The organism is Methyloversatilis sp. RAC08 (assembly GCF_001713355.1).
Lineage (GTDB): Bacteria > Pseudomonadota > Gammaproteobacteria > Burkholderiales > Rhodocyclaceae > Methyloversatilis.
Genome location: NZ_CP016448.1, coordinates 1,295,435 through 1,321,597 on the forward strand (window position 1 = coordinate 1,295,435; position 26,163 = coordinate 1,321,597).

General features: G+C 65.8%; 35 protein-coding genes. 27 read left to right on the forward strand and 8 right to left on the reverse strand.

What is annotated here, in order from left to right:
* Position 1: 1 nt before the first annotated feature.
* The gene (gene rsxA, locus BSY238_RS05865) at positions 2-592 is read right to left on the reverse strand and encodes an electron transport complex subunit RsxA (protein WP_069038313.1); all 591 of its coding nucleotides are present in this window, start codon (positions 590-592) and stop codon (positions 2-4) included.
* 332 nt (positions 593-924) lie between these two features.
* Here rsxA and BSY238_RS05870 point away from each other — a divergent pair, with 332 nt between their 5' ends.
* The 6 genes from BSY238_RS05870 to fdx are packed head-to-tail and all read left to right on the forward strand — an operon-like array spanning position 925 to position 5,560.
* Positions 925-2,133: an IscS subfamily cysteine desulfurase gene (locus BSY238_RS05870; protein ID WP_069038314.1), complete on the forward strand. Its 1,209-nt coding sequence runs from the start codon at positions 925-927 to the stop codon at positions 2,131-2,133.
* Between the two features lie 48 nt (positions 2,134-2,181).
* Positions 2,182-2,589, forward strand: coding sequence for a Fe-S cluster assembly scaffold IscU (gene iscU, locus BSY238_RS05875; RefSeq protein ID WP_069038315.1), 408 nt, complete (start codon positions 2,182-2,184; stop codon positions 2,587-2,589).
* Positions 2,590-2,600: 11 nt separating this feature from the next.
* Entirely contained in the window at positions 2,601-2,978 is a 378-nt protein-coding gene (gene erpA / locus BSY238_RS05880; RefSeq protein WP_069038316.1) for an iron-sulfur cluster insertion protein ErpA, read from the forward strand.
* A 13-nt stretch (positions 2,979-2,991) separates the two neighbouring features.
* A complete protein-coding gene (gene iscA, locus BSY238_RS05885) occupies positions 2,992-3,315 on the forward strand; it encodes an iron-sulfur cluster assembly protein IscA (protein ID WP_069038317.1) in 324 nt (107 codons plus the stop codon).
* 44 nt (positions 3,316-3,359) lie between these two features.
* Positions 3,360-5,231 carry a Fe-S protein assembly chaperone HscA gene (gene hscA / locus BSY238_RS05890; RefSeq protein WP_069038318.1) on the forward strand — a complete coding sequence of 624 codons (1,872 nt, stop codon included), beginning with the start codon at positions 3,360-3,362 and terminating at the stop codon, positions 5,229-5,231.
* Complete coding sequence (fdx, locus tag BSY238_RS05895; protein ID WP_069038319.1) at positions 5,228-5,560, forward strand: ISC system 2Fe-2S type ferredoxin; 333 nt, start codon at positions 5,228-5,230, stop codon at positions 5,558-5,560. The genes hscA and fdx overlap by 4 nt, the downstream gene beginning before the upstream one ends.
* Positions 5,561-5,645: 85 nt before the next feature.
* On the opposite strand, the gene BSY238_RS05900 is transcribed toward fdx, so the two are convergent.
* Genes BSY238_RS05900 through BSY238_RS05910 form a run of 3 tightly spaced genes read right to left on the reverse strand, consistent with a single transcriptional unit; the run spans position 5,646 to position 7,883 of the window.
* Positions 5,646-5,888: a hypothetical protein gene (locus BSY238_RS05900; protein ID WP_069038320.1), complete on the reverse strand. Its 243-nt coding sequence runs from the start codon at positions 5,886-5,888 to the stop codon at positions 5,646-5,648.
* Complete coding sequence (locus BSY238_RS05905; RefSeq protein ID WP_069038321.1) at positions 5,878-6,339, reverse strand: Ohr family peroxiredoxin; 462 nt, start codon at positions 6,337-6,339, stop codon at positions 5,878-5,880. Before BSY238_RS05905 ends, BSY238_RS05900 begins: the two co-directional genes overlap by 11 nt.
* 32 nt (positions 6,340-6,371) lie before the next feature.
* Entirely contained in the window at positions 6,372-7,883 is a 1,512-nt protein-coding gene (locus BSY238_RS05910) for a protein adenylyltransferase SelO (RefSeq protein WP_069038322.1), read from the reverse strand.
* Positions 7,884-8,102: 219 nt separating this feature from the next.
* Between BSY238_RS05910 and BSY238_RS05915 the strand changes: the two genes are divergently transcribed.
* From BSY238_RS05915 to BSY238_RS05995, 17 genes are all read left to right on the forward strand, one after another.
* Positions 8,103-9,680 carry a flavin monoamine oxidase family protein gene (locus BSY238_RS05915; protein ID WP_069038323.1) on the forward strand — a complete coding sequence of 526 codons (1,578 nt, stop codon included), beginning with the start codon at positions 8,103-8,105 and terminating at the stop codon, positions 9,678-9,680.
* A 203-nt stretch (positions 9,681-9,883) separates the two neighbouring features.
* Positions 9,884-11,458 carry a nitrogenase cofactor biosynthesis protein NifB gene (gene nifB, locus BSY238_RS05920; RefSeq protein WP_069040488.1) on the forward strand — a complete coding sequence of 525 codons (1,575 nt, stop codon included), beginning with the start codon at positions 9,884-9,886 and terminating at the stop codon, positions 11,456-11,458.
* Between the two features lie 4 nt (positions 11,459-11,462).
* Complete coding sequence (locus tag BSY238_RS05925) at positions 11,463-11,717, forward strand: 4Fe-4S binding protein (RefSeq protein ID WP_335625445.1); 255 nt, start codon at positions 11,463-11,465, stop codon at positions 11,715-11,717.
* 10 nt (positions 11,718-11,727) lie between these two features.
* The gene (locus BSY238_RS05930; RefSeq protein WP_069038325.1) at positions 11,728-12,150 is read left to right on the forward strand and encodes a HesB/IscA family protein; all 423 of its coding nucleotides are present in this window, start codon (positions 11,728-11,730) and stop codon (positions 12,148-12,150) included.
* A gap of 10 nt (positions 12,151-12,160) precedes the next feature.
* Positions 12,161-12,721, forward strand: coding sequence for a tetratricopeptide repeat protein (locus tag BSY238_RS05935; protein ID WP_069038326.1), 561 nt, complete (start codon positions 12,161-12,163; stop codon positions 12,719-12,721).
* Positions 12,721-13,518, forward strand: coding sequence for a 4Fe4S-binding leucine-rich repeat protein (locus BSY238_RS05940; RefSeq protein WP_069038327.1), 798 nt, complete (start codon positions 12,721-12,723; stop codon positions 13,516-13,518). Before BSY238_RS05935 ends, BSY238_RS05940 begins: the two co-directional genes overlap by 1 nt.
* A complete protein-coding gene (locus BSY238_RS05945; RefSeq protein WP_069038328.1) occupies positions 13,511-13,864 on the forward strand; it encodes a nitrogen fixation protein NifZ in 354 nt (117 codons plus the stop codon). Before BSY238_RS05940 ends, BSY238_RS05945 begins: the two co-directional genes overlap by 8 nt.
* On the forward strand, positions 13,857-14,126 hold the full coding sequence (locus BSY238_RS05950) for a nitrogen fixation protein NifZ (protein ID WP_069038329.1): 270 nt from the start codon (positions 13,857-13,859) through the stop codon (positions 14,124-14,126). Before BSY238_RS05945 ends, BSY238_RS05950 begins: the two co-directional genes overlap by 8 nt.
* Positions 14,127-14,198: 72 nt before the next feature.
* The gene (locus BSY238_RS05955; RefSeq protein ID WP_223300287.1) at positions 14,199-14,513 is read left to right on the forward strand and encodes a DUF3024 domain-containing protein; all 315 of its coding nucleotides are present in this window, start codon (positions 14,199-14,201) and stop codon (positions 14,511-14,513) included.
* A complete protein-coding gene (locus BSY238_RS05960) occupies positions 14,510-15,661 on the forward strand; it encodes a cysteine desulfurase family protein (protein WP_069038331.1) in 1,152 nt (383 codons plus the stop codon). The genes BSY238_RS05955 and BSY238_RS05960 overlap by 4 nt, the downstream gene beginning before the upstream one ends.
* A 32-nt stretch (positions 15,662-15,693) precedes the next feature.
* Positions 15,694-15,909 carry a putative nitrogen fixation protein NifT gene (nifT, locus tag BSY238_RS05965; RefSeq protein WP_069038332.1) on the forward strand — a complete coding sequence of 72 codons (216 nt, stop codon included), beginning with the start codon at positions 15,694-15,696 and terminating at the stop codon, positions 15,907-15,909.
* Between the two features lies 1 nt (position 15,910).
* On the forward strand, positions 15,911-16,174 hold the full coding sequence (locus tag BSY238_RS05970; RefSeq protein WP_223300288.1) for a hypothetical protein: 264 nt from the start codon (positions 15,911-15,913) through the stop codon (positions 16,172-16,174).
* 14 nt (positions 16,175-16,188) lie between these two features.
* Positions 16,189-17,337, forward strand: coding sequence for a DegT/DnrJ/EryC1/StrS family aminotransferase (locus BSY238_RS05975; protein ID WP_069038333.1), 1,149 nt, complete (start codon positions 16,189-16,191; stop codon positions 17,335-17,337).
* Between the two features lie 27 nt (positions 17,338-17,364).
* Positions 17,365-18,207: an SIR2 family NAD-dependent protein deacylase gene (locus BSY238_RS05980; protein ID WP_190295061.1), complete on the forward strand. Its 843-nt coding sequence runs from the start codon at positions 17,365-17,367 to the stop codon at positions 18,205-18,207.
* Between the two features lie 34 nt (positions 18,208-18,241).
* The gene (locus tag BSY238_RS05985; protein ID WP_069038334.1) at positions 18,242-18,538 is read left to right on the forward strand and encodes a 2Fe-2S iron-sulfur cluster-binding protein; all 297 of its coding nucleotides are present in this window, start codon (positions 18,242-18,244) and stop codon (positions 18,536-18,538) included.
* Positions 18,539-18,570: 32 nt separating this feature from the next.
* Positions 18,571-18,804: a hypothetical protein gene (locus BSY238_RS05990; protein ID WP_069038335.1), complete on the forward strand. Its 234-nt coding sequence runs from the start codon at positions 18,571-18,573 to the stop codon at positions 18,802-18,804.
* A gap of 3 nt (positions 18,805-18,807) precedes the next feature.
* Complete coding sequence (locus BSY238_RS05995) at positions 18,808-19,179, forward strand: hypothetical protein (protein WP_069038336.1); 372 nt, start codon at positions 18,808-18,810, stop codon at positions 19,177-19,179.
* Positions 19,180-19,426: 247 nt separating this feature from the next.
* Here the strand turns inward: BSY238_RS05995 and BSY238_RS06000 are convergent, their stop codons facing one another.
* The gene (locus BSY238_RS06000) at positions 19,427-19,702 is read right to left on the reverse strand and encodes a DUF6156 family protein (protein ID WP_069038337.1); all 276 of its coding nucleotides are present in this window, start codon (positions 19,700-19,702) and stop codon (positions 19,427-19,429) included.
* Positions 19,703-19,746: 44 nt separating this feature from the next.
* Here BSY238_RS06000 and BSY238_RS18510 point away from each other — a divergent pair, with 44 nt between their 5' ends.
* Positions 19,747-19,914, forward strand: coding sequence for a hypothetical protein (locus BSY238_RS18510; protein WP_190295062.1), 168 nt, complete (start codon positions 19,747-19,749; stop codon positions 19,912-19,914).
* A gap of 167 nt (positions 19,915-20,081) precedes the next feature.
* On the opposite strand, the gene BSY238_RS06005 is transcribed toward BSY238_RS18510, so the two are convergent.
* From BSY238_RS06005 to BSY238_RS06015, 3 genes are read right to left on the reverse strand one after another with little or no spacing between them, the layout of a single operon-like run.
* A complete protein-coding gene (locus BSY238_RS06005) occupies positions 20,082-20,513 on the reverse strand; it encodes an ArsC/Spx/MgsR family protein (RefSeq protein WP_069038338.1) in 432 nt (143 codons plus the stop codon).
* A 41-nt stretch (positions 20,514-20,554) separates the two neighbouring features.
* Positions 20,555-21,148 (reverse strand): hypothetical protein, encoded by a 594-nt coding sequence (locus BSY238_RS06010; protein WP_069038339.1) that lies wholly within the window; start codon positions 21,146-21,148, stop codon positions 20,555-20,557.
* Positions 21,129-21,596, reverse strand: a complete 468-nt coding sequence (locus BSY238_RS06015; RefSeq protein WP_083224129.1) for a group II truncated hemoglobin — start codon at positions 21,594-21,596, stop codon at positions 21,129-21,131. Before BSY238_RS06015 ends, BSY238_RS06010 begins: the two co-directional genes overlap by 20 nt.
* Before the next feature lie 410 nt (positions 21,597-22,006).
* On the opposite strand from BSY238_RS06015, the gene nifH reads away from it, so the two are divergent.
* The 3 genes from nifH (at position 22,007) to nifK (ending at position 26,136) form a co-directional block, all read left to right on the forward strand.
* On the forward strand, positions 22,007-22,885 hold the full coding sequence (gene nifH / locus BSY238_RS06020; RefSeq protein ID WP_069038340.1) for a nitrogenase iron protein: 879 nt from the start codon (positions 22,007-22,009) through the stop codon (positions 22,883-22,885).
* 115 nt (positions 22,886-23,000) lie between these two features.
* A complete protein-coding gene (gene nifD, locus BSY238_RS06025; RefSeq protein WP_069038341.1) occupies positions 23,001-24,455 on the forward strand; it encodes a nitrogenase molybdenum-iron protein alpha chain in 1,455 nt (484 codons plus the stop codon).
* A gap of 121 nt (positions 24,456-24,576) precedes the next feature.
* A complete protein-coding gene (nifK, locus tag BSY238_RS06030) occupies positions 24,577-26,136 on the forward strand; it encodes a nitrogenase molybdenum-iron protein subunit beta (RefSeq protein WP_069038342.1) in 1,560 nt (519 codons plus the stop codon).
* Positions 26,137-26,163: the final 27 nt, after the last annotated feature.

Here is a 26,163-nt window from a genome sequence, read left to right on the forward strand (position 1 = left end):
TTCAGCCTCCTGCTGCGGGTACGAGCCCGGTGAAACCCATGAATGCCAGCGCCAGCAGGCTGGCCGTGACGAACGCGATCGGTGCGCCTTCGAAACTGTCCGGCACGCGCGCCAGCTGCAGGCGCTCGCGCAGACCGGCGAACAGCACCATCACCAGGGTGAAGCCGACGCCGGAGGCGAAGCCGGTCAGCACGCTCATGCCGACGCCGAGCGCGGACTGCGCATTGAGCAGCGGGATGCCGAGCACCGCGCAGTTGGTGGTGATCAGCGGCAGGTAGATGCCGAGCACGCGGTGCAGATCGGGTGTGGATTTGCGCATCGCCATTTCGACGAACTGCACGACTGCGGCAATGACGACGATGTAGGACAGGATGCGCAGATAGCCCAGATCGAACGGCCGCAGCAGCGCGTACTCGAGCACCCAGGCCGCCAGCGCCGACAGCGTCATGACGAAGGTGGTGGCCAGCCCCATGCCGAAGGCGCTGTCGATCTTCTTCGACACGCCCATGAAGGGGCACAGGCCGAGGAAGCGGACCAGCACCACGTTGTTGACCAGCGCTATGCCGATTACTGCAAGCAAGACATCACGCATTGCGACCTCCTTGTTGCAGGTCTCAATGCATGCGGCGTGCCATGCCCGCGCCGACCTGGCGCAGCGCTGCCGTCGCCACCCGGCAGATCCGCCGCAACGGCCGTGCCGGCGCGACTTTCGGCCGCCGGGCGCGGATTCCGCTCGCCGATCCGGCAGCGCGGTGCGTGTCGTGCTGCGGCGCGTCGGCAACCCTACAAATTCGACATGACTTGTCTGACGATCGCGGCGCTCGCGACGCGTGGAAAAGCAAGTCTCTGATCCATATCAAGTTTTCAAACTGGCCCGCAAGTTGCGTAGTCCCTGCAACACCCTTCCATGCAGGAGAGTCCGACATGAACCGCCCGATCTATCTGGACTACGCCGCCACCACACCCGTCGATCCGCGGGTGGTCGGAAAGATGATGCCCTGGCTGTTCGACAACTTCGGCAATCCGGCCAGCCGCTCGCATGCCTACGGCTGGGCCGCGGAAGAAGCGGTGGAACTGGCCCGCGAACAGGTGGCGGCGCTGGTCGGCGCCGATCCGCGTTCCATCGTGTGGACTTCCGGCGCCACGGAATCGAACAACCTGGCCATCAAGGGCGCGATGCAGTTCCACGCCGGCCGAGGCAAGCATGTCGTGACCGTGAAGACCGAACACAAGTCGGTGCTCGACACGGTGCGCGAACTCGAACGCGCCGGCTGCGACGTGACGGTGCTCGACGTGCAGGAAAACGGTCTGCTCGACCTCGATGCATTCCGCGCCGCGCTGCGGCCGGACACGGTGATCGCGTCGGTCATGTTCGTGAACAACGAAACCGGCGTCATCCAGGACATCGCCGCGCTGGGCGCCATCTGCCGCGAAAAGGGCGTGCTGTTCCATGTCGATGGCGCGCAGGCAACCGGCAAGGTGCCGTTCAGTCTGGACGAGCTGCCGGTCGACCTGATGTCGCTGTCGGCACACAAGACCTACGGCCCGAAAGGCATCGGCGCGCTCTATGTCAGCCGCAAGCCGCGCGTGCGAATCGACGCCATCATCCACGGCGGCGGCCACGAGCGCGGCATGCGTTCCGGCACGCTGGCGACCCACCAGATCATCGGCATGGGCGAAGCCTACTGGCTGGCACGCGACAGCATGGGCAGCGAGAACGAACGCATCCGCTCGCTGCGCGATCGCCTGATGAACGGGCTGATGGCCCTCGATCAGGTGTTCGTCAACGGCGACCTCGAACAGCGCGTGCCGCACAACCTCAACCTCAGCTTCAACTTCGTCGAAGGCGAATCGCTGCTGATGGGCATGAAGGACGTCGCCGTGTCGTCCGGCTCGGCCTGCACCTCGGCCAGCCTGGAGCCGTCCTACGTACTGCGCGCCATGGGCCGCAGCGACGAACTTGCGCACAGCTCGATCCGCTTCTCGATCGGCCGCTTCACGACGCAGCAGGAGGTCGATGCGGTGATCGAGAAAGTCAGCACTGCGGTGAACAAGCTGCGCGAACTGTCGCCACTGTGGGACATGCACAACGAAGGCATCGATCTGGCGACGGTTCAGTGGGCCAGTCACTGAGCGACTCAGGCAACACCCCTCACTCACCTCTTTCAGCGGAGAACCACCATGGCATACAGCGACAAGGTGCTTGACCACTACGACAACCCGCGCAACGTCGGCGGCTACTCGAACCAGGACGAAGACGTCGGTACCGGCATGGTCGGTGCCCCCGCCTGCGGCGACGTCATGAAGCTGCAGATCAAGGTCGGTGCCGACGGCATCATCGAAGACGCGAAATTCAAGACCTACGGCTGCGGCTCGGCGATAGCCTCGTCGTCGCTGGTGACCGAATGGGTCAAGGGCAAGACGCTCGACGAGGCACTGGCGATCAAGAACACCGAAATCGCCGAAGAGCTTGCACTGCCTCCGGTGAAGATCCACTGCTCCATCCTGGCCGAAGACGCGATCAAGGCCGCCGTCGCCGATTACCGCACCAAGCAGACCGCCGCCAACACGGCCGTCGAAGGCGCCTGAAAGGACACGTCATGAACACGCTGACCGAAAACACCCTCGCCGCGGCAACCCCGCCCGCCCTGTCGCCGATCACCTTCTGCGAAGCCGCTGCCAGCAAGGTGGCCGAAATGATTGCCGAAGAGGGCAATCCGGCACTGAAGCTGCGCGTCTATGTGACCGGCGGCGGCTGTTCCGGCTTCCAGTACGGCTTCGCCTTCGAAGAGACGGTGAACGAGGACGACACGCACATCGTGCAGTCCGGCGTCACGCTGCTCGCCGACTCGATGAGCCTGCAGTACCTGATGGGCGCCGAGATCGATTTCGAGGACGGACTCGAAGGCTCGCGCTTCATCATCCGCAACCCGAACGCGACGTCGTCGTGCGGCTGCGGCAGTTCCTTCTCGATGTGAGCGGAGTCCGGCCATGACCATCACCATCAGTGAAGCCGCGGCGCGGCACGTGCAGAAAAGTCTGACCAAACGCGGCCAGGGCGTCGGCCTGCGGCTGGCGGTGAAGACCAGCGGCTGTTCCGGGCTGGCCTACGCGCTTGAGTTCGCGGACGCCGCCGAGGCGGAGGACGTGCGCTTCGAAAGCCATGGCGTCACCGTGCTGGTCGATCCGAAAAGCCTGCCCTTTCTCGACGGCACCGAACTCGACTTCGTGCGTGAAGGCCTGAACGAAGGCTTCAAGTTCAACAATCCCAACGTCAAGGCCGCCTGCGGCTGCGGCGAAAGCTTCGGCGTCTGAAGCCTGCCGCGCCGGCGTCATCACCGAAACGGGAGCAGCCCATCATGGCCTTGCTGCAGATTGCCGAACCGGGCCTCAGCGCCGCACCGCACCAGCACCGGCTGGCCGTGGGCATCGATCTGGGCACCACCAACTCGCTGGTCGCCACGGTGGCCAGCGGACTGTCGCGCGTGCTGCCCGACGCCGAAGGGCGCCGGCTGCTGCCCTCGGTGGTGCGCTACGCCGAGAGCGACATCGTCGTCGGCCACGCCGCGCAGGCGGCGCAAGTTGACGATCCGGGCAACACCATCGTGTCGGTGAAGCGCTTCATGGGCCGCACGCTGGCCGATCTCGACGCGTCGGTGCATACCCCCTACACGCTGGTGGACACGCCGGGCATGCTCAGTCTGGCCACTCGCAGCGGCGTGCGCTCGCCGGTCGAAGTGTCGGCCGACATCCTGCGTTCGCTGCGCCAGCGCGCCGAAGAGGGCCTGGGCGGCGACCTGGTGGGCGCCGTCATCACGGTGCCGGCCTATTTCGACGACGCGCAGCGTCAGGCCACCAAGGATGCGGCGCGCCTGGCCGGCCTCAATGTGCTGCGCCTGCTCAACGAACCCACGGCTGCCGCCATCGCCTACGGGCTGGATAACGCGGCGCAGGGCGTGTTCGCCATCTACGATCTGGGCGGCGGCACCTTCGACATTTCGATCCTGAAGCTATCGCAGGGCATGTTCGAAGTGCTGTCCACCGCCGGCGATGCCGCGCTCGGCGGCGACGATTTCGACCATCGCATCGCCGACTGGCTGCGGCAGAACCTGGCACTCGCAGCGACCTCCGCCGGCGAGACGCGCATGATGCTGGCGCGGGCGCGGAGCGCCAAGGAGGCGCTGTCGAGTGCACCGGTGACATCGATCGCCGGCCAGCTGGACAATGGGCGCAGCTTCAGTTTCGAACTGACGCGCGAACAGTTCGAAAGCCTGACCGCCGATCTTGTGGCGCGCAGCATGGCGCCGGTACGGCGCGCGCTGCGCGACGCGGGCATCGCCGCCGACGAGGTCGACGGCGTGGTGCTGGTCGGCGGCTCGACCCGCATGCCGCAGGTGCGCGACGCGGTCGGGAAGCTGTTCCGCCGCGAACCGCTGAGCAACCTCGATCCGGACGAAGTGGTGGCACTCGGCGCCGCCATGCAGGCCAATGTGCTCGCCGGCAACAACCCCGGCGGCGGCGACTGGCTGCTGCTCGATGTCTGTCCGCTGTCGCTCGGGCTGGAAACGATGGGCGGGCTGGTCGAAAAGGTCATCCCGCGCAACACCACGCTGCCCGCCGCACGCGCGCAGGAATTCACCACCTACAAGGACGGCCAGACCGCGATGGCGATTCACGTCGTGCAGGGCGAACGCGAGCTGGTGAGCGACTGCCGTTCGCTGGCGCGCTTCGAACTGCGCGGCATTCCGGCGATGGTTGCGGGGGCGCCGCGCATCCGCGTCACCTTCCAGATCGACGCCGACGGCATGCTGTCGGTGTCGGCTCGCGAACAGACCAGCGGCACCGAGGCGCACATCGAAATCAAGCCGTCCTACGGTCTGAGCGACACGCAGATCGCCGACATGCTGACCGACGCCTGGGGCAAGGCCGACGTCGACATGGCGGCGCGCATGCTGCGCGAGGCGCAGGTGGATGCCCGCCGTCTGGTCGATGCGACCGAAGCCGCGCTGGCCGAAGACGGCCACGCCCTGCTGACGCACGACGAATTCGTGGCCGTGCAGTCGGCGATGTTCGCGCTGGCCGAAGAACTGGAAAGCGGCGGCGACCTGCAACGGCTCAAGCGCGCCAGCGAGGCGCTGAACACCGCCACCACCCACTTTGCCGGGCTGCGCATGGACGCCGGCATCCGCCGCGCGCTGTCCGGCACACGCATATCGGCGCTGCAGACATGAGCCGGATCACCGTACTGCCTCATCCGCAGCTGTGCCCGACCGGCACCAGCTTCGACGCCGCAGCCGGCACGACCGTGTGCGATGCGCTGCTGGCGCACGACATTGCGATCGAGCATGCGTGCGAAAAGGTGGCCGCCTGCGCGACCTGCCACATCTACGTGCGCCAGGGCGGGTCGTCGGTCAATGTGCCGGACGATGACGAAGAGGACCAGCTCGATGACGCCTGGGGCCTTGAAGCCGCATCCAGACTGGCCTGCTGCGTCCGTCTGGGCAACGCGGATCTGACCATCGAACTGCCGATGCACACGCGCAACCTCGCGCGCGAGTGAAACGCCCGGATGTCCGGGCGCGTTGAAGCGGGCACTTTCGGTGCGCGGCGAGAAGTTTCGCCGCGCCCTTTTTCCGGCTGCCGGCCTACCACTCCTTCTGCATGCCCCACGGATGCGAACCGGGCACCAGTTCCACCTTCAATCCCTTCTTCGCGATGTCGTCGAGCGTCCGGTAGAAGGTCGCTTCGTGCATCAGCGTGCCCTTGGTGGTGTACAGCGCGACATACTTCGACGGCAGGTCGACCTCGATGACGAAATCGCCACCCGGGTCCTGCACGCTGCGCGCCTTGCCGTTCCAGTCGATGAAATAGCCGTTTTCACTGGTCATCGCATGTCTCCCGGTTCCAAGCCGTCGCCGGTGCTTCGAGCACCGCGACCGCACTGACGGTGACGTTGTTCTTTGTCGCATCGGTATACGGACACACCTTCAGCGCGCGCTCGACCAGCGAGTCGGCGGTCGGCTGGTCGATGCCGTGCAGCACCGTGGTGAAGCGGATCGCCATGCGGTAGGCCTCCTCGAAGTTCTTGAACAGCGACAGCTCGGCCTCGACCATGCAGCCCTTCACCGGCAGCCGGTCGGCGCGCACGATGTGCCGCACGGAGTTCTCGAAACAGGCGGCCCAGGCGGCCGCGAAAAGCTGCTCCGGATTGCTGCCGGGTTTCTTGCCACCCATTTCCGGCGGCGCGGCGAGGTCGAGTTTCAATGTGCCGTCTTCGCTCTGCACGCGGCCGTTGCGGCCGCCCTGGCTGAAGACGCGGGTTTTGTAGATGAGGTCCATGACAGCTCCCGGTTGAAAGAACAGTTGCGTCGTCAGCTCGAACAGCTGACCGACATGGCGCCCGCCCAGTCCGGCGGCGGCGCGGCGTAATGCGCACGGTCCGGCTGGTCGTCGAAGGGCCTGCGCAGACAGTCGAGCAGCCCGCGCACTTCGCCGAAATCACCGTCGCGCGCGCGGCGGATCGCCGACTCGGCCATCCAGTTGCGCAGCACATAGCGCGGATTGACCGCGCGCATCGCCGGCTGGCGCACCGCATCGCGACTGCCTTCGCGGGCGAGTCGCGCACGCCAGCCGAGCAGCCAGGCGTCGCACGCCTCGCGGTCGGCGAACAGGTCGCGCAGCGGCGCGTCAATTAAGGCGCGCGACTCGCGCAGAACCGCTCCGGGCAGACTGGACAGCGCGCGGAAGAACAGCGTGTAGTCGATGCGCTCAAGCTGCAGCAGACCGAGCGTGGCGCCGATGAAGTCGGCATCGCCGGGCAGCGGCGTCGCAAGGCCGAGGCGGGCCCGCATCCGTTGCGCGAAGTGCGCGTCGAAGGTGGGCGTGAAGTGGTCGTCGACCAGCGCACGCGTGATGTCGGGATGGCCGATCAGCGGCCCCAGGGCGTCGGCCAGCGCGTACAGATTCCACAGGCCGATGCGCGGCTGCGCGCGAAAGGCGTAGCGCCCGTACGTGTCGGAGTGATTGCAGATGTGTCCGGCGTCGAACGTTTCCATGAAGCCGAACGGGCCGTAGTCCAGCGTCAGGCCGAGGATGGACATGTTGTCGGTATTCATCACGCCGTGCATGAAGCCGATCGCCTGCCAGTGCGCGATCGTTTCGCCGGTGCGGCGGGCGACGTCGGCCAGCAGCGCTTCGAACGGTTTCGGCGCATCGTGCAAATGCGGCAGGAAGCCGTCGATCACGTGATCGGCCAGCGTACGCAGGCTGGCGACATCGTCCTTGTCGGCGAAGTATTCGAAACTGCCGAAGCGCACGAAGCTGGGCGCGATGCGCGTCACCACCGCAGCCGTTTCCATCGTTTCACGCTGCACCGGCAACGACGAGCCGATGACGCACAGCGCGCGCGTGGTCGGTATGCCGAGCGCGGCCATCGCCTCGGAACAGAGGAATTCGCGGATCGACGAACGCAGCACCGCTCGACCGTCGGCGAAGCGCGCGTACGGCGTCGGCCCCGCCCCCTTGAGCTGCAGCTCCAGTGTGCCGGACGGCGTACGCACGCCGCCGAGCAGGTGGGCGCGGCCGTCGCCCAGACGCCCCGACCAGCTGCCGAACTGGTGGCCGCCATAGACCGCCGCCAACGGGTCGCTGCCGCGCAGCAGCGTGTTGCCGGCGAAGACGTCGACGAAGGCCGGGCGCGCCAGTTCGCGCGCGTCGAGGCCGATCAGCGCCGCCGCATCGTCGCTCGCGGCCACCACGTGCGGCGCCGGCAAGGACGACGGCGACAGCCGCGAATGGAAGGCGGCAGGCAGCCGCGCGTAGCGGTTGTCGAAGGCGAGCGCTTCGAGCGCAAGACCGGGCGGCGGATTCGGGGGTGCGTTCATGTCGGGCCTGTTGTCATCAGCCTGACCTAGCAAGAATCGCGCACGCCCGCGCAGCAGCCGGTCGGCGCACGACTGCACGCCGGCGATGTGCCAAACACGACAAAGCCGACGTCGCGTCCGCCCTTCACCACCACAGCGCTGCCGTCCGGCGCGCCGGGGCGCCGTGGAACGATGCTTGCTCGACGCCCCTCATGTGATTGCCACCGTGAGGACCGCACCATGCTGGATACCCTGATCGTCGGCGCCGGACTGTGCGGCCTGAGCATCGCCGGCCGGCTGCAATCGGCCGGACGCGACTTTCTGCTGATCGATGCGCGACCGCGCGCCGGCGGGCGCATCGAAACCGTGCCGGGCGCGGCCGGCAAGGCAGCGCTCGACCTCGGGCCCGGCTGGTACTGGCCGCAGACGCAACCGCGCATGGTGAAGCTGCTCGCCGAACTCGGGCTTGACGGACATGCGCAGCACGACAGCGGCCTCATCCTGCATCTGGCCAGCACGGATTCGAGTCCGGAAGCGCTGGCCCAGAATGGCGTGCACAACGGTGCGCACCGCGTCATCGGCGGCATGGGCGCCATCGTCGAAGCGCTGGTGCAGCGGCTGGCGCCCGACCGCCTGCGCACCGGCTGCAGGCTGCTGCGACTGGTCGACCGCGGCGACTTCGTCGAGGCGCACTGCCGCAGTCCGCAGGAGGAATTCGTCATCGCTGCGCGACACGTGGTGCTGGCGATGCCGCCGCGTCTGGTGGCCGAGCACATCGCCTTCGAGCCGGCGCTCGACGCGCCACTCATGCAGGCGCTGCAGGACACACCAACCTGGATGTCGGCCCAGGCCAAGGCCGCGATGCGCTACCGGCAGGCCTTCTGGCGCGATGCCGGTCTGTCGGGCAATGCCTTCGTGTCGCATCCGCAGGCCGTGCTGGCAGAAATTTTCGACGCCTGCGACGAGCGCGGCGACGCCGCAGCATTGGGCGGCTTCGTCGCGTTGTCGCCGGCGCAACGCCAGACTTACGCAGCTTCGCTGGAACTGCTGGTGCGCAGCCAGCTGGCGCAGCTGTTCGGTCCGCCCGCCGACGAGGGCGAACTGCACCTGCGCGACTGGGCGAGCGAGCCGCTGACCTGCAGCGCGCGCGACGCGGCAGCCCCCAGTCAGCACCCGGAGGACGCTTGCGAAGCGTTGGCCGCCGACCGCTGGGACGGTCGACTGCTGCTCGGCGGCAGCGAAACCGCGACGCGCGGCGCGGGCTATCTGGAAGGCGCGCTCGACGCCGCGACGCGCATCGCCAACCGTCTGCTGGCGCGCGCAGCCACAGCCCATGCGCTGCGGTCACCCACCAACGAAGGCAGCGTGCGCCACTTCACCGGCTGGCTGGCCGACCAGCGCAGGCTGTGCGCCACTCTGTACCGCCAGCGCATCGCACGCGCGCTGGCGGCGCAGCAGAGCGCCGACCTGACGCGCAACGTGCTGCTCGACGTGATCGACCAGCTGTATTCCGACGCACTGGCCGAACTTGCCACCCTGTCCTTCGACACCCGTGGCGTGGCCGTCGAACAGGGCCGCTCCGCGCTGACACCCGCCGTGCTGGCGCCCTTCTCCGGCCTCAGTGACGACCTGCTGGGCGAGGCGCTGCAGCACAACGGCACCTCCTGTGCGCTTTCGAACTTCCCGGACGAGGCGCGGCCGTCGGCCCGTTACCGGCATGACATCCGGCGTGATCTTGCGCTTGCCTGGCGCGCTTTTGCGCAGTCGGTCAATGCACTGCTGATCGACAAGGCCGACCACCCCGGGGCGCTTCATTGACGGGCATGTCGGTCCCGCACCGCGCAAGTGTGGTGTTTGTCGCAAGCGTAAGGTTCCGGCCACGCCGGGCAAGGCAGGCCAAGCAATTGAATAGAAAGGAAAACCATCGGTGGCACGGAAATGGCTAAAAGAAACCTGCCAGCCCCATTCGCCCGGATCGCCCTGATTGCCCATTGGCGTATCAGCAGAACAAGGAGTTCGTCATGCAAAGTGCAGCAGCGAGTTACGTCAGTCTGGATGCCCTGAAATCCAACCGCAATGCGCTGGCCGAGCCGGTCGAGGCGCCCGCGCACGCCGGATGCGGTACCTCCGGCGGCGAAGGCAAAGCCAGTTGCGGTACCTCCGATGGTCCGGACGACATGCCGGCCGACGTCTGGAACAAGGTCAAGAACCACCCCTGTTACTCGGAAGAGGCGCACCACCACTACGCCCGCATGCACGTCGCCGTGGCGCCCGCCTGCAACATTCAGTGCAACTACTGCAACCGCAAGTACGACTGTTCGAACGAGTCGCGTCCGGGCGTCGTGTCGCAGAAGCTGACGCCGGAACAGGCGGTGAAGAAGGTGGTCGCAGTCGCCAGCGAAATCCCGCAGATGACGGTGCTCGGCATCGCCGGCCCGGGCGACTCGCTGGCCAGCCCGAAGAAGACCTTCGAAACCTTCCGCATGCTTCAGGAACAGGCGCCGGACATCAAGCTGTGCCTGTCCACCAACGGCCTCGCGCTGCCCGGTCTGGTCGATGAAATCTGCAAGTACAACATCGACCACGTGACCATCACGATCAACATGGTCGATCCCGAAGTGGGCGCCAAGATCTATCCGTGGATCTTCTGGGACCACCGCCGCATCATCGGCGTCGAAGCGGCGACCATCCTGCACCAGCAGCAGATGCTGGGGCTGGAAATGCTGACTGCGCGCGGCGTGCTGACCAAGATCAATTCGGTGCTGATCCCCGGCATCAACGACGAGCACCTGATCGAGGTGAACCGCGAAGTGAAGAAGCGCGGCGCCTTCCTGCACAACATCATGCCGCTGATCTCGGAAGCCGAGCACGGCACGGTGTTCGGCCTGACCGGCCAGCGCGGCCCGACGGCGCAGGAACTCAAGGCGGTGCAGGATGCGTGCATGGGCGGTGCCAACCTGATGCGCCACTGCCGGCAGTGTCGCGCCGACGCAGTCGGCCTGCTGGGCGAAGACCGCAGCGAGGAATTCACGCTCGACAAGATCGAAGAGATGGAAGTGGTGTACGACCTGGATCGTCGCCGTTCCTACCAGGACCGGGTCGAAGCCGAACGCCAGGCGCAGCACGCCGCCAAGGTCGAGGCGCTGGCCGCGACGCAGGACGCCGGCGCCGCCGAGGGCATCAAGGTGCTGGTCGCGGTCGCCACGACAGGCGGTGGCCGGGTGAACCAGCACTTCGGCCACGCCGACGAATTCCAGATCTTCGAGGTGTCGGCCGGCGAGGCGCTGTTCGTCGGTCACCGCCGGGTGGACCTGTTCTGCCAGGGCGGTTACGGCGAAGACGAGAAGCTGCCGTCCATCGTCACGGCGATCAACGACTGCCACGCCGTGCTGGTGTCGAAGATCGGTGCCTGCCCGCGCGACGAACTGAAGACCGCCGGCATCGAACCGGTCGACAACTACGTCGATGAGTTCATCGAGAAGGCCGCGTTGTCGTGGTTTGCCGACTACACCGGGCGTGTCGCCCGCGGCGAGACGGTGCATGTCGCGCGCGGCGACGCATCGATCCGCCAGGGCGCCTTCACGGCCGCCGCATGACCCGATGACCCACGCGACCGCGGCGGTGTGCCGCGGTCACTTACGAAGGGAGATCACCATGTCGCTCAAGATCATCGCCGACCTCTGTACCGGCTGTTCGGCCTGCGAGCCGGAATGTCCGAACGAAGCCATCAGCGAAAAAAAGAACATCTTCATCATCGACCCCGATAAATGCACCGAATGCGAAGGCGACTACGACACACCGCAATGTGTGGCGGTGTGTCCGGTCGACCATTGCATTCTCCCCCTGGCAGCGTGAGGAAAGACAAATGACAAACGTAACCCTGACACCCGCAGCAGCAAAGTTCATGTCGCGCATGGTGCGCTTCTCCGGCGAGCCGGAAGGCGCCGGCTTCCGCCTGCAGGTCAGCGCGGGCGGCTGCTCCGGCTTCAACTCCGAGTTCACCGTCGAGGCCCAGCTGCAGGCGGGCGATGCGCTGGTCGAGACCTCCGGCGTACGCCTGTTCCTGCCGGCCGAATCGCGCCTGCTGCTCGACGGCGTGACGATAGATTTCTCGGACACACCGACCAAGAGCGGCCTCACCTTCATCAACCCGAACCAGGCGCCGTGCGCGTGCAGCAGCAGTTCGACCGGCACGCAGGCGACGCACAGCCACGCCAGCGGTCATGGCGACAGCCATGCCATGCCCGGCGTCGTGTCGGTCGGCATCGACGCGATCCGGCGCAGCTGAGGACGATGCGATGCAGCCGGAACTCTGCGCGGATGACATCGCCGACTTCGATCTGGCGGTGCTCGGCGGCGGCCTGCCGGCCGAAGCCGAGCGCCTGATCGGTCACGCCGGCCTCATCCGGGGCCAGGTCACCGAAGCGCTCGCGCTGCTCGACCAGGCGCACGCACTGGCACCGCAGCACCCGGCCACACTGATCGCGCTCTACCGCTTCCATTTCTACGGCAACCGGCTGGACGAGGCGCGTGCCGTTTCGCTGCGCGCACTCGCCATGGCGTCGAGCGCGCTCGGGCTGCCGTCCGACTGGCGTCAGGTGAGCGCGGATGCACGCTTCGGCGCCCTTGAACCGCTGCCGCGCTTCTATCTGTTTTCGCTGAAGGGCTTTGCCTATCTGAGCCTGCGCCTGGGCGATCTCGACACCGGCCGCGCCGCGCTCGCCAGACTGGCCGACCTGGATCCGGCAAACCGGGTCGGTCACCGCGTGCTGGACGACGTGCTCGCCCGCATGGGACGCGACGACATCGGCTACGAAGATTGCCCCGACGTGGCCGCGGCAAGCCGGGTGGTGGCGTGATGATCACCGGACCCACGGATCCGGTCGGCGTCGAGGACGACATTCCGCCGGTCGACTGGCACGGCGTGCCGCTCGACTGCACGGTCTGCGGTACGCGCAGCGAACTCATCCGATGCGAACGCGGCCACGCCTGCGTGCAGGACCGCTACGCCAAGCGCATCGACCGCTTCTTCCGCTGGAATCCGCAGGTCAGCAACGACTACCTGACACACCCGTATTTCGAAGTACGCGCCATCGCCTGCCGGCAGGCCGATGTATTCCGCCTGCAGCCGCTGATCGACGACGAGGACGAGACCGTGCGCCTGTCGGTGGCCGTGCGCCTGCCGCTGGCGCAGGCGGTGCGTCTGCGCAGCGACCCGCACCGCGAAGTGCGCATCCGCGTGGCGATGCGCCTGGAAGGGCGCGAACTGCTGGCGATGGCCAACGACGACGACTACTACGTGCGCAAGCTGGTGGCGCGCCGGCTGCCCGAAGCACTGGTGCCGCGCATGCTCGACGACCGCGAGTGGGAGGTGCGCCTCGAAGCCGTGAAGCGGGTCGGAATGCCGGCACTGCTGCGCATGTGCGACGACCGCGAAATCGCCGTCCGCCGCGAGGTGGTGGCGCGGCTGCCGGTGGCGCAGCTGTACCGCATGGCACACGACCCGGCGTGGGAAGTGCGCTGGGAAGTGGCGCAGCGCGCCGGGCGCGAACTTGCGCGCCTGATGGCGCACGGCGACGAGGAAGCGGAGGTGCGCGACGAAGCGCTCGCGCGCCTGAGAACACTGGATCAGCAGACGGGAGAACAGCATGAGTGACATCAGCCGCGACAGCGACACGGTCGAACTGACCGCCGACCCGGTATTCCAGTACGGCGAAAAGGTGGTCAGCCGCTTCACGATCCGCAACGACGGCACGTACTGCGGCAAGGACATCGGCGAAGTGCTCGCGAAGAAGGGCGACGTCGGCTTCGTCACGTCGATCGGCACCTTCCTGCAGCAGTACTACATCTATGCAGTCGAGTTCCTGGGCACTGGCCATCGCGTCGGCATGCGCGGTCGGGAGCTGGTATCGCTCGACAACCTGCCGCCGCACGTGGTCGAAATGCTCGGCGATCGCATCACGCAGCTGGCGGCCATCAAGGCGGGAGACGAACGTGTTTGAACTGCGCGAACCGAAATTCGAATGGGGTCAGCGCGTCACGGCGCTGACCGATCTGTTCAACGATGGCTCGCACCCGGAAGTGCCGCTGGATGCCCTGCTGGTGGCCGAAGGCGCGGCCGGCGAAATCGTGCAGATCGGGCATCACGAAGAAGCCAACTTGCCGGTCTACATGGTCGAATTCGCCGACGGCCCGCGGGGTCCGGACGACAAGCCGCGACCCTGCGTGGTCGGCGTGCTGGAAGAGGAAATCGCGCCGGCCTGACCGCCGCGCGCCTGCCCCATGAACCCGCGCACACGCCCACCCTCCCGGCAGCCGCAGCACGCACCGCCCGCCGTGGTCGCGGAAAGTGAACTGCTGCGCCGACGCATGCTGCGCGCACTGGAGCGGCGCGAGCGCTACCGCTACGTGCGGCCCGAGGTTCAGGCATCGGGTGAAGGCTGGGTGGTCAGCAGTCCGTGCTGTTCGCGCAACATCGATCCGGAGGGCGGCGTCATCGACATCGCGCTGCTGCAGCGCACGGCAGGTGGCTGGATCCTGAGCCGGCGCGACCATGCAGGTGCGCGCTGGGTCAGACATTCGAAGGGCGCTCGACTGGACACCCTGCTCGACGTGCTGTGCGAAGACCCGCAGCGGGTGTTCTGGCCATGATCTATCTCGACCACAACGCCACCACGCCGCCGTTGCCGGAAGTGATCGAAGCGGTGACCGAATGCCTGCGCAGCGGCTGGGGCAACCCTTCGTCGAAGCACGGCTTCGGTCAGCAGGCACGCAGCGCACTGGCGCAGGCACGCGCCGAAGTGGCGGCACTGGCCGGTGCGCAGCCGGTCGAGGTGGTGTTCACCAGCGGCGCCACCGAAGCCAATCACCACGCGCTCAGCGGTGCACTGGCCCGTTCCGGCGCAGCGCCGCGCGTGCTGCTGTCGGCAACCGAACACAGCGGCTTCATGAAGGCCGCAATGCGGCTTCGTGAAGTCGGCATCGCAGTCGAACTGCTGCCGGTGGATGGCGAGGGTCGCCTGCAGCCGGGCGCGCTGGCGACAGCGCTGGCCGAGCCCGCCGCCCTGCTGTCGGTGATGGCCGCCAACAATGAAACCGGCGTGCTGCAGCCGGTGGCCGACATCGCCGCGCAGGCGCGCGCCGCCGGCGTGCCCTTCCATGTCGACGCCACGCAGATGGCCGGCAAGCTGCCGCTCGACTTCGCCGGCTGGGGTGCCGACCTGATGTCGATGTCGGCACACAAGTTCGGCGGCCCGAAAGGTTGCGGCGCGCTGATCGTGCGCAAGGGTCTGAACTGGCCGCCGCTGTTGTCCGGCCAGCAGGAACGCGGCCGGCGCGGCGGCACCGAAAACATGCCGGGCATTGCCGGCTTCGCGGTGGCGGCACGGGCAGCCCGCGCAACGATGCAGCCGGACGGGCTGCGCCTGGGCGCGCTGCGCGACACGCTCGAAGCCGCCCTGCGCGAAACGCTGCCCGGTCTGACCGTGTTCGGCGCAGCGGCCCCGCGACTGCCGAACACGCTGATGCTGGCCATCACCGGCCTGTCGGCCGACCGCGTACTCGACTGTCTGGAACGACAGGGCATCTTCGCCTCATCCGGCGCGGCCTGTTCGTCCGGCGGCACCGAAGCTTCGCACGTACTGCGCGCGATGGGCGTACCAGCCGCCGATGCGCTCGGCGCCGTGCGGCTGTCGCTCGGCCGTGGCAACGACGCGGAACAGATCGCCCGCGTCGTCCAGACGCTGTCCTCGCTCGCACCGCAACAGCCGTTGGCTGCCGCTGCAGCGACCACCCACTGAACATCGATGAACCATCCTGAACGGAGCCGGCAATGAAAGTGATGATCCGCAAGAGCAGCAAGGGAGAACTGTCGCTCTACGTGCCGAAGAAGGACCTCGAAGAGCCGATCGTGCAGATGGAACGGCCCGACATGTGGGGCGGCCAGATCACGCTGGCCAACGGCTGGACGCTGGACCTGCCGGAGATGGCGGCCGACACGCGACTGCCGATCACCGTCGAGGCGAGGCTCACCGGGGGGCGCGACTGACATGGGACTCGACGCCGAACAACTGACCGAGGTTGCCCGCATCACGCTCGCCGCCGCCAGCCTGCGCGAGGCGGTCGACGGCGTGCGCCGGGTCATTCCCGGCCTGCGCGCGTCGACCGTCGATGCCTTCGACATGCGCGGCGAAACGCCGGCGCTGCGTATCGGCGATCGCGACCTCTTCCTGATGCACACCGACGGCCACTGCTGGTCGGTGACCAGCGATCCGCTGGTCGCCGACGGCATCGTGCTGACGCAGAACCCCTGACGCCGGAGACGCCCATGGACAGCGACTGGATTCCACTTTCGATTGCCGACCTCGGCGCGCGCGAAGCGCAGCTGGTAGCGCAGGTCATGGGCTCGGGCCGGCTGTCCGGCGGTCCGATGGTCGAGGCGTTCGAATCGGTGTTTGCCGACCTGCATGCGCGCAAGTACGCGGTGGCCGTGTCGAGCGGCATGATGGGTGCCTGGCTGGCACTGCGCGCGCTCGGCATCGGCCCCGGCGACGAGGTGATCGCCAGCGCCTACAGCTGGCACCACGTGGCCAACGCCATCGTGCATGCCGGTGCGACACCGGTGCTGGCCGACATCGACTACTGGTCGGGTGCGGTCGCACCGCAGGCCGTTGCCGACGCCATCACGCCGCGCACGCGCGCCATCCTGGCCAACAACTGCAATGGTCATCCGGCGGCGTGGGCCGAACTGCGCGCACTGGCCGACCGGCACGCCATCGCGCTCATCGAGGATTCGACCGAAGCCATCGGCTCGCGCTACATGGGCCAGCTGGTCGGCACTTTCGGCGACATGTCCGTCTTCGACTTTTCGCAGCCGCTGGCGCTGAACTGCGGCGAAGGCGGCATGGTGCTGACCGACGACGCCCGCCTGGCCAGCGAACTGCGCTACCTGCGTTCGCATGCGCTGGCCGACCGCAATTCGGTGTCGGTCGGCAGCCGCGTGCCGCTGGCAGCCAACATGAGCGACATCGCGGCGGCCATCGGCATCGCGCAGGCCGAACGCATCGACGAAATCCATGCCCGGCGCAAGCAGGTCGAGGTCTGGTACCACCAGCAGATGCAGACCTTCGAAGGCATCAAGCCGCCCTATCTGGCGCAGGACGTCGACGAGGTCCACTGGATGCTCTACGTCGTGCACCTGGGCAAGCGCTTCACGCTGAGCGCGCGCGCGCAACTGGTCGAGGACCTCGACACCGAAGCGATCGAGGTGGCCGCCTACTGCCGGCCACTGCACCACCAGTTCCACTACCAGCAGTACGGCTACAAACGCGGCCAGCTCAAGAACACCGACCGCATCGGCGACCGCTCGCTGGCGCTGCCCTTCCACGGCTTCATCGAAGAGGACGAAGTGCGCTTCGTGGTGAAGACGCTGAAGGACGCGGCGACCAATGTCGGCGCCGGCGCCGCCATCTACTGAACCCGACGCATCGCTCAAGGACCCATCATGACCCGCACTCTCACCGACCTGCCCGCCGAACTCGAACAGGGCCTGCGCGCCGGCCGCATCGTGCCCTACCTGGGCCAGCACGTACTGTCGCTGGTACCCGATTACGCGGTGCCCGGTTCGCCCGACGCACTGGTTGCGCTGCTCACGGCGAAGGTATCGGTGCCGCACAAGATCCGCGGCCGACTTACCCAGGCGGCGCAGTTCATCGAGAACTTCAAGCACCGCAAGACGCTGGTCGACCAGATGAATACCGCATTCGCTGCGGCGCCGCACTACTCGGCCATGCACAGCTGGCTGGCTTCGCTCGGCGTGCCACTGATCGTCGACACCTGGTACGACGAAGCGATGGCGGCGGCGCTGCAGGCGGCGGGCGTCAAGTGGGGCGAGGTGCAGGGTCTGTCGCAATCGGAACACTTCGGCACGTGGACCGGCTGGTACGACAGCGACGGCAATCCGCTGCCCGACCGCACGCCTGACTGGCAGACCATCCTGTACAAGCCGATCGGTGGCAGCAGCCCGGCCGGCAACTACCTGGTGTCCGATTCCGACTATGTCGAGGTACTGACGGAGATCGACATCCAGACGCCGATTCCGGCCGAGATCCAGGCATTGCGCAGCGGCCGCCACTTCCTGTTCATCGGCTGCCGCTTCAACGACCAGCTCACACGCACCTTCGCACGCCAGATCATGAAGCGTTCGAGCGACACGCACTGGGCGCTGCTATCCGAGGAGCCGACGCGCATGGAAGCGAAGTTCCTGGCGGAGCAGAACATCACCCGCATCGACATGTCGCTGGCCGAATTCGCGACACGCGTGGCCCCGCTCAGCGAAGCCGCCTGATTCTTCACCCCTCACATAAAAGGAGAAACACCCCATGGCCACCCTCACCATCATGCCGTCCGGGCGTACCAGCGAAGTTGCCGCCGGCACCACGCTGCTGGCCGCCATTCTGGCCGCCGGCGAAAAGCTGGTCAGCAAGTGCGAAGGCGAAGCGAAATGCGGCGAATGCCACGTCGCCATCAATGAAGGACGCAAGAGCCTGTCGAAGATCCAGCGCGCCGAGAACGCGAAGCTCGACGAAATCGTCGGCGTCAGTTCCAAGTCGCGCCTGGCCTGTCAGGCCCAGATGGGCGAAGAGAACGTGACCGTGGAAATCCTCAGCTTCGTCTGAACCTCTCAAGAACCGATTACAGGAAGAACATCATGAGCTATGACCTCATCAAGACCGAACGCGGCCTGTGCCTCGGCAACCGCACCGGCCTGAACGGCAAGTGCAATGGCCAGACATTTCGCTGCGAATGCGGTCAGGTCGGCTGCCGTCAAACCTACGACGACGCCTGTACCGGCCAGGCCTTTTCGGCCGGCTGGCGCTGCGTGAAGTGCGGCGCCGTCGGCAAGGTCGAAGCGCTGAACTTCGAGAACCGCATCGGCGCCTGAACCTTGCCCGATGCCCTGTTCAGTGCTGCATCGCTGGCGATTCTCGAAGAGGCCTGCGGTGGCGTGCTCATTCTCGGCGAGGGTCTCGAGCGTGACGAATTCCTGCGCTCGAGGCTGACCCGGGCAGAGATCTGCCGCCAGTTGCGCATCATTGTCGACTGCCTGCAGTGCCTGCCCGCCGACGCGCGTACGCGGCTGCCCGAACTGGACCGGGACGGCTGGGATCTCACCGCCCGCGCGCTTGCCGGCGGCCCGGGGACCGACGACGCCCTGTGGTTCGCGGTCGGTTCGCTCGTGCCCGCCACGCTGATGTGGCTGCGCGTCTATCGCCAGGAACAGCCCGCGCTGTTCGCCTTCACCGCATGCCCCGATTGACGGCACTTCGGTCGCCGGCCGGGTGTTGGGCATCGCTGCGCTCACCCCAACCTACGATATGCGCCAGGCTCGCAGGTTGGGGTGAGCGCAGCGATGCCCAACAAGCCACGAGCACACGGCCAAACCGCCCACCACACCGTACGTTGCGGTGCGCGCAGCGACACCCGACAAGCGCGGCGAAACGCACGCACCGCGCCTCACCCCTCGTAGGTTGGGGTGAGCGCAGCGATGCCCAACAAGTGCAGCGTCAGAAATGCATCCACTGCGGCTCGTCGTCGCCGATGGTGATGCAGGCACTCACCAGCCGGCCGGCGTCGTCATAGGTATACAGATGGCTCATTTCGACTTCGCCGTACACGCGCTTCTCGCAACGCAGCATGCGCCCGGCGTCATCGTAGGAGGCGACGAAATAGGTGTTGCGGTTGCTCAGCGCGTCGGCTGCCAGTTCTTCGGCGAACTGCAGCGGCAGCTTCACGCCGCGATAGGTCAGGAAGTAGCGTTGCAGCGTGGTCGTGGCATTCATGTCACGTCGTCGCCACTGTCGTCAAGTGAAGGGAGTCGCCCGCGATGAATGTCGGACAACTGATGGAGAAACTGCGCACGCTGCCATCCGAGGCGACCGTGCTGCTCGAGAGCGACGAGGGATACTCGCCGCTGGGCGGCATCGATGTGCAGCACAACGACAATGGTCTGCCGGACGAGGCGGTGCTGCAGCCGGACATGACGCCCGACTGAGCAGTCGGTACGGCTTTTTCGGGGGGATTGTTGGGCATCGCTGCGCTCACCCCAACCTACCGGGGCTGGTGCATATCGTAGGTTGGGGTGAGCGCAGCGATGCCCAACACCCCAAGCTCGAACATGCGGGGACGGACAATTCGAGCGCACGATTGATGCGCCCCCGGTCACGGTGCCGCACACCCGCCTTCGCTCATGCCGGCAGCACAGCCTTCCGACTGCGCGCGAGAGCGCTGCGCCGCTTGACTGTCGAGCCCGACCCACGCGTCCACGACGGCTGGATCGAAGCCCACCCGGCGTTCGTCGCCGACCTGCATCAGCGGCCGCCGGATCAGCAGCGGTTCGGCCAGCAGCAGCGCGAGCGCCGTGTCGCGATCGACCGCTTCCGGCACGACTTCGCCCGACTTCACGCGCGGGGCGGCGCGATTGAACCAGTCGGCAACCGGCAGCGGAGCGAGCCATGCGAGCAGGGCGTCGGCCGTCCACGGCTCGGCGAGCAGGCTGCGCACGTCCAGCGTGTGGCCGGCGTCGAGCAGCCACTGCTTCTGCTTCGCGTTGCCGCCGCAGCCGGGTTTTTCGAAGAAGACGATGTGACTCATGGCAATGCACGCGCCCGGCGCTGCCGCCGGGCGCAGTCGCGTCAGACCGGGCGGTTCTCGTACAGGTTGCGGATCGGACCCATCAGCTTCAGGCCTTCTTCGAACGTGATTTCCGGGAACTTGCCGGTGAACTTGAGTGCGGCGTCGGCCACGGCATCGACCTTGCCGGCAGTGTCGAACTTCTTCAGTTCGGTCTTTTCCAGATAGAGCAGTTCGAGCAGCTCGTTGTACACCGTCGCCTCGTCGATCGGCAGGATGTAGAAGGTCGCGCCGCCGTACTGCACCTGGTACTTCTTCGACAGGTCGATGTTGTCGCAGAACAGGAAGTACTTGCCGGTCGGCGACAGCGCCTCGCCGAGCACGTCGGCCAGCAACTTCAGGTATTCGAACGACAGCAGGAAGCCGGTCAGGAAGGGGATCTGCTGCTCGCCCTCGTGCGCGGCGGCGATGACCTGGTCCATGCTGATTTCCGGCGGACGCGCCTCGTCGGCGAACTGCTGCGCGAACTTCAGCGCGATGTCGCCGCGGAAGCCGACCCGATCGGCCTTGTGGGTCGGTCCCTTGAAGACGGCATTGAGCATCCGCTTCTCGTTTTCCAGCGTGGCAAATGCGGAGCTAGCTATGGTGATGCTCATGGTGGTTCCCCTGATCATTGCGGATGAAATCCGCGGTCTTGAAAAAAGCCTGCTCGAGCTGCTGCCGCAACGCGGCATCGTTCACGACTTCCTGCAGCGCCTGTCGCATGCAGTCCATCCAGGCATCCCGTTCGGCAGAGCCGATCGGAAATGCCAGGTGTTTGCGGCGCAGCCGCGGATGACCGCGTTCGGTCGAATAGCGCTGCGGACCGCCGGTCCACTCGACCAGGTAGTTCACCAGTATCTGGCGCACCGATCGAAGGTCGTCCGGATGCATTGCACGGATGCCGGCGGCCGCCGGCTGCGTGCTCATGTGGTGATAGAAGCGCTCCACCAGACGTTCGATGGCGGCTTCGCCACCGATGCGGTCGAAGTGGGGATTGCCGCCGGCAGCGGTTGAGCTGACCGAGGGGGCGACAGGCTTGGCTGCAGGCGGGCGGGTGTTCATGGCATCGGCTACGCAGGTGGGTGCAGGCATACAGCAAGCCCCGTACCCGCTCGCTGCCTGAAGCGCCGAATGCCCGCCTGCATGCCGTTTGCAGCATTCACGACAGACCTTGCACCGACCCGGCCATTCCACACAGCCCTGCGCCGAATGTCGTGTTTGTCACATCCGTCCGTCCACCGTACAGACCACGGCACGACGCCACGAAACGGCGTGTGGGAAGGCTTTGGGGGATGTTGAACGCGAGTGGCACGGCAGTTGCTGAAGTGACCTCGCACCGACCATGACTCGCCGCAGTGGCAACCACGAAGACCAATAAAGGCACGAGGGGCTGCATCCGGTGGCACGGTAAGCGCCAAAGACCACACGGTCGGCGGCATCCAACTGTTCATCGACTCAGGAGTGACATCGAAATGGCAAAACTTCGGCAAATCGCCTTCTATGGCAAGGGTGGCATCGGCAAATCGACCACTTCGCAAAACACACTGGCCGCGCTGTCGGATCTGGGCCAGAAGATCCTCATCGTCGGCTGCGACCCCAAGGCCGACTCGACCCGCCTGATCCTGCACGCCAAGGCACAGGACACCATCCTGTCGCTGGCCGCTGAAGCCGGTTCGGTGGAAGACCTCGAGCTCGAGGACGTCATGAAGATCGGCTACAAGGACATCCGCTGCGTCGAGTCCGGCGGCCCGGAACCCGGCGTCGGCTGCGCCGGCCGCGGTGTCATCACCTCGATCAACTTCCTCGAGGAAAACGGTGCCTATGACGGCGTCGACTACGTCAGCTACGACGTGCTGGGCGACGTGGTGTGCGGCGGCTTCGCGATGCCCATCCGCGAAAACAAGGCGCAGGAAATCTACATCGTGATGTCGGGCGAAATGATGGCCATGTACGCGGCCAACAACATTTCGAAGGGCATTCTGAAGTACGCCAATTCGGGCGGCGTACGCCTGGGTGGCCTGGTGTGCAACGAGCGCCAGACCGACAAGGAGCTGGAGCTTGCCGAGTCGCTGGCCAAGATGCTCGGGTCGCGTCTGATCCACTTCGTGCCGCGCGACAACATCGTGCAGCACGCCGAACTGCGTCGCATGACGGTGCTCGAGTACGCACCGGATTCGAAGCAGGCGGGCGAGTACCGCACACTGGCCGAGAAGATCCACGCCAACGCCGGCAACGGCACGATCCCGACGCCGATCACGATGGACCAGCTCGAAGACCTGCTGATGGAGCACGGCATCATGAAGCAGATCGACGAGTCGCAGGTCGGCAAGAAGGCAACCGAAGTCGCCTGAGAAACCGAGAGTCGAGGGTCGGGAGCCGCGGGTCGAAAGGGCCGCAGGCTCCCGGCCTCCGCCGGCGACCCACGGTTCTCCTCCCTCCGCTCTCGATACGTACAGGAGTACTCAAATGAGCATGACGATTGACGAAAAGAAGGCCCAGAACGCAGCTCTCATCGAAGAGGTGCTGAAGGCCTACCCGGAAAAGACCGCCAAGAAGCGGGCCAAGCACCTCAATGTGCACGAGGAAGGCAAGCCTGACTGTGGCGTCAAGTCGAACATCAAGTCGCTGCCCGGCGTGATGACCATCCGCGGCTGTGCCTATGCCGGTTCCAAGGGCGTGGTGTGGGGTCCGATCAAGGACATGATCCACATTTCGCACGGCCCGGTCGGTTGCGGCCAGTATTCGTGGGCTGCGCGACGCAACTACTACATCGGTGTGACCGGTGTGGACACCTTCGTGACGATGCAATTCACCTCCGACTTCCAGGAGAAGGACATCGTATTCGGCGGCGACAAGAAGCTGGAAGTCATCATGGACGAGATCCAGAACCTGTTCCCGCTGAACAAGGGCATCACCGTGCAGTCGGAATGCCCGATCGGCCTGATCGGCGACGACATCGAAGCGGTGTCGAAGAAGAAATCGAAGCAGTACGACGGGCACACGATCGTGCCGGTGCGCTGCGAAGGCTTCCGCGGCGTGAGCCAGTCGCTCGGCCACCACATCGCCAATGACGCGATCCGTGACTGGGTGTTCGACAAGACCGAAGACAAGCGCCCCGACTTCGTGTCGACGCCTTACGACGTTGCCATCATCGGCGACTACAACATCGGCGGCGACGCCTGGTCGAGCCGCATCCTGCTCGAAGAGATGGGTCTGCGAGTGATCGCCCAGTGGTCGGGCGACGGCACCATCGCCGAGCTGGAAAACACGCCGAAGGCCAAGCTCAACGTACTCCACTGCTACCGCTCGATGAATTACATCAGCCGGCACATGGAAGAGAAGTACGGGGTGCCCTGGGTCGAGTACAACTTCTTCGGCCCGACCAAGATCGAAGAGTCGCTGCGCGAGATCGCTGCGCACTTCGACGACACGATCAAGGCCAACGCCGAGAAGGTGATCGCCAAGTACAAGCCGCTGATGCAGGCCGTCATCGACAAGTACCGCCCGCGCCTCGAAGGCAAGAAGGTGATGCTGTTCGTCGGCGGTCTGCGCCCGCGTCACGTCATTGGCGCCTACGAGGATCTGGGCATGGAAGTGGTCGGTACCGGCTATGAATTCGGCCACAACGACGACTACCAGCGCACCACGCACTACGTGAAAGACGGCACGCTGATCTACGACGACGTGACCGGTCACGAATTCGAGAAGTTCGTCGAGAAGGTGAAGCCTGACCTGGTCGGCTCGGGCATCAAGGAAAAGTACGTGTTCCAGAAGATGGGCGTGCCCTTCCGCCAGATGCACAGCTGGGACTACTCGGGCCCGTATCACGGCTACGACGGTTTCGCGATCTTCGCCCGCGACATGGACATGGCGATCAGCTCGCCTATCTGGGGCCTGTCGAAGACGCCCTGGAAGAAGTAAGCATCTGCAGTGAAACGTAGGGTGGGTTGAGGGCACCGAAACCCACCACGAACGACCCGCGTGTCGACGGGCCGGGTGGCTTGATGCTGCCGGCCCACCCTACATCAAGGAGCAATCAACCATGCCTCAATCAGCCGAAAAGATTCTCGATCACGAACTGCTGTTCCGCGAGCCCGAGTACCAGAAGATGCTCGCCGAAAAGAAGTCCGAGTTCGAGTTCAACCATGCCGACAGCAAGATCCAGGAAATCGTCGAATGGACGAAGACCGAGGATTACAAGCAGAAGAACTTCGCCCGTGAGGCACTCACCGTCAATCCGGCCAAGGCCTGCCAGCCGCTGGGCGCGGTGTATGTCGCCAACGGCTTCGCCAAGACGCTGTCCTTCGTTCACGGCTCGCAGGGCTGCGTGGCCTACTACCGCTCGCACTTCTCGCGCCACTTCAAGGAACCGACCTCGTGCGTGTCGTCCTCGATGACGGAAGACGCGGCCGTGTTCGGCGGCCTGAACAACATGATCGACGGTCTGGCCAACACGCTCAACCTGTACAAGCCGGAAATGATCGCCGTGTCGACCACCTGCATGGCGGAAGTCATCGGTGACGACCTGAACGCCTTCATCAAGACGTCGAAGGAAAAGGGTAGCGTGCCGGCCGACTTCGACGTGCCGTTCGCCCACACCCCGGCCTTCGTCGGCAGCCACATCACCGGCTACGACAACGCGCTGCTGGGCATCCTGCGCCACTTCTGGGACGGCAAGGCAGACACCGCACCGAAGCTCGAGCGTGTGCCGGACGAGTCGATCAACTTCATCTTCGGCTTCGATGGTTTCGTCGTCGGCAACATGAAGGAAATGAAGCGCATCCTCGGTCTGTTCGGCATCGACTACAACATCCTGTGCGATCCGTCGGAAGTGTGGAACACACCGACCGACGGCGAATTCAGGATGTACGAAGGCGGCACGACCAAAGCCACGGTCGAGCGCGCGCTGAACGCCAAGGCAACCATCATCTTCCAGGGCTACTGCTGCGAGAAGACCAGCAAGTTCATCGCCGAGCATGGCCAGGAAGTCGTCGTGCTGCACAGCCCGATCGGCGTCGCCGGCACCGACAAGTTCCTGATGGAACTGTCGCGCATCACCGGCAAGCCGATCCCGGCCGAGCTCGAGCTGGAGCGCGGACAGCTGGTGGACGCAATGGCCGACAGCCAGGCTCACCTGCACGGCAAGCGCTACGCCATGTACGGTGATCCGGACATGATGCTCGGCATGACCGAATTCCTGCTCGAACTGGGTGCGGAGCCGGTCCACATCCTGGCCACCAACGGTGAAAAGGAATGGGCGAAGAAGGTTCAGGACGTGCTCGACGCGTCGCCCTACGGCGCCGGCTGCAAGGTGTACCCGAAGCGCGACCTGTGGCATATGCGTTCGCTGCTCTACACGGAGCCAGTGGATTTCCTGATCGGCAACACCTACGGCAAGTACCTGGAACGCGACACCGGCACTCCGCTGATCCGCATGGTGTTCCCGATCTTCGATCGCCACCACTACCACCGTTACCCGATCTGGGGTTACGAGGGCGGCCTGCGCGTGCTGGTCATGCTGCTGGACGAGTTCTTCGAGTCCATCGATGTGAACACCATCGTTCCGGGCAAGACCGACTACTCGTACGACATCATCCGCTGAGCACCGGCACCGGGGGCAACCCTGGTC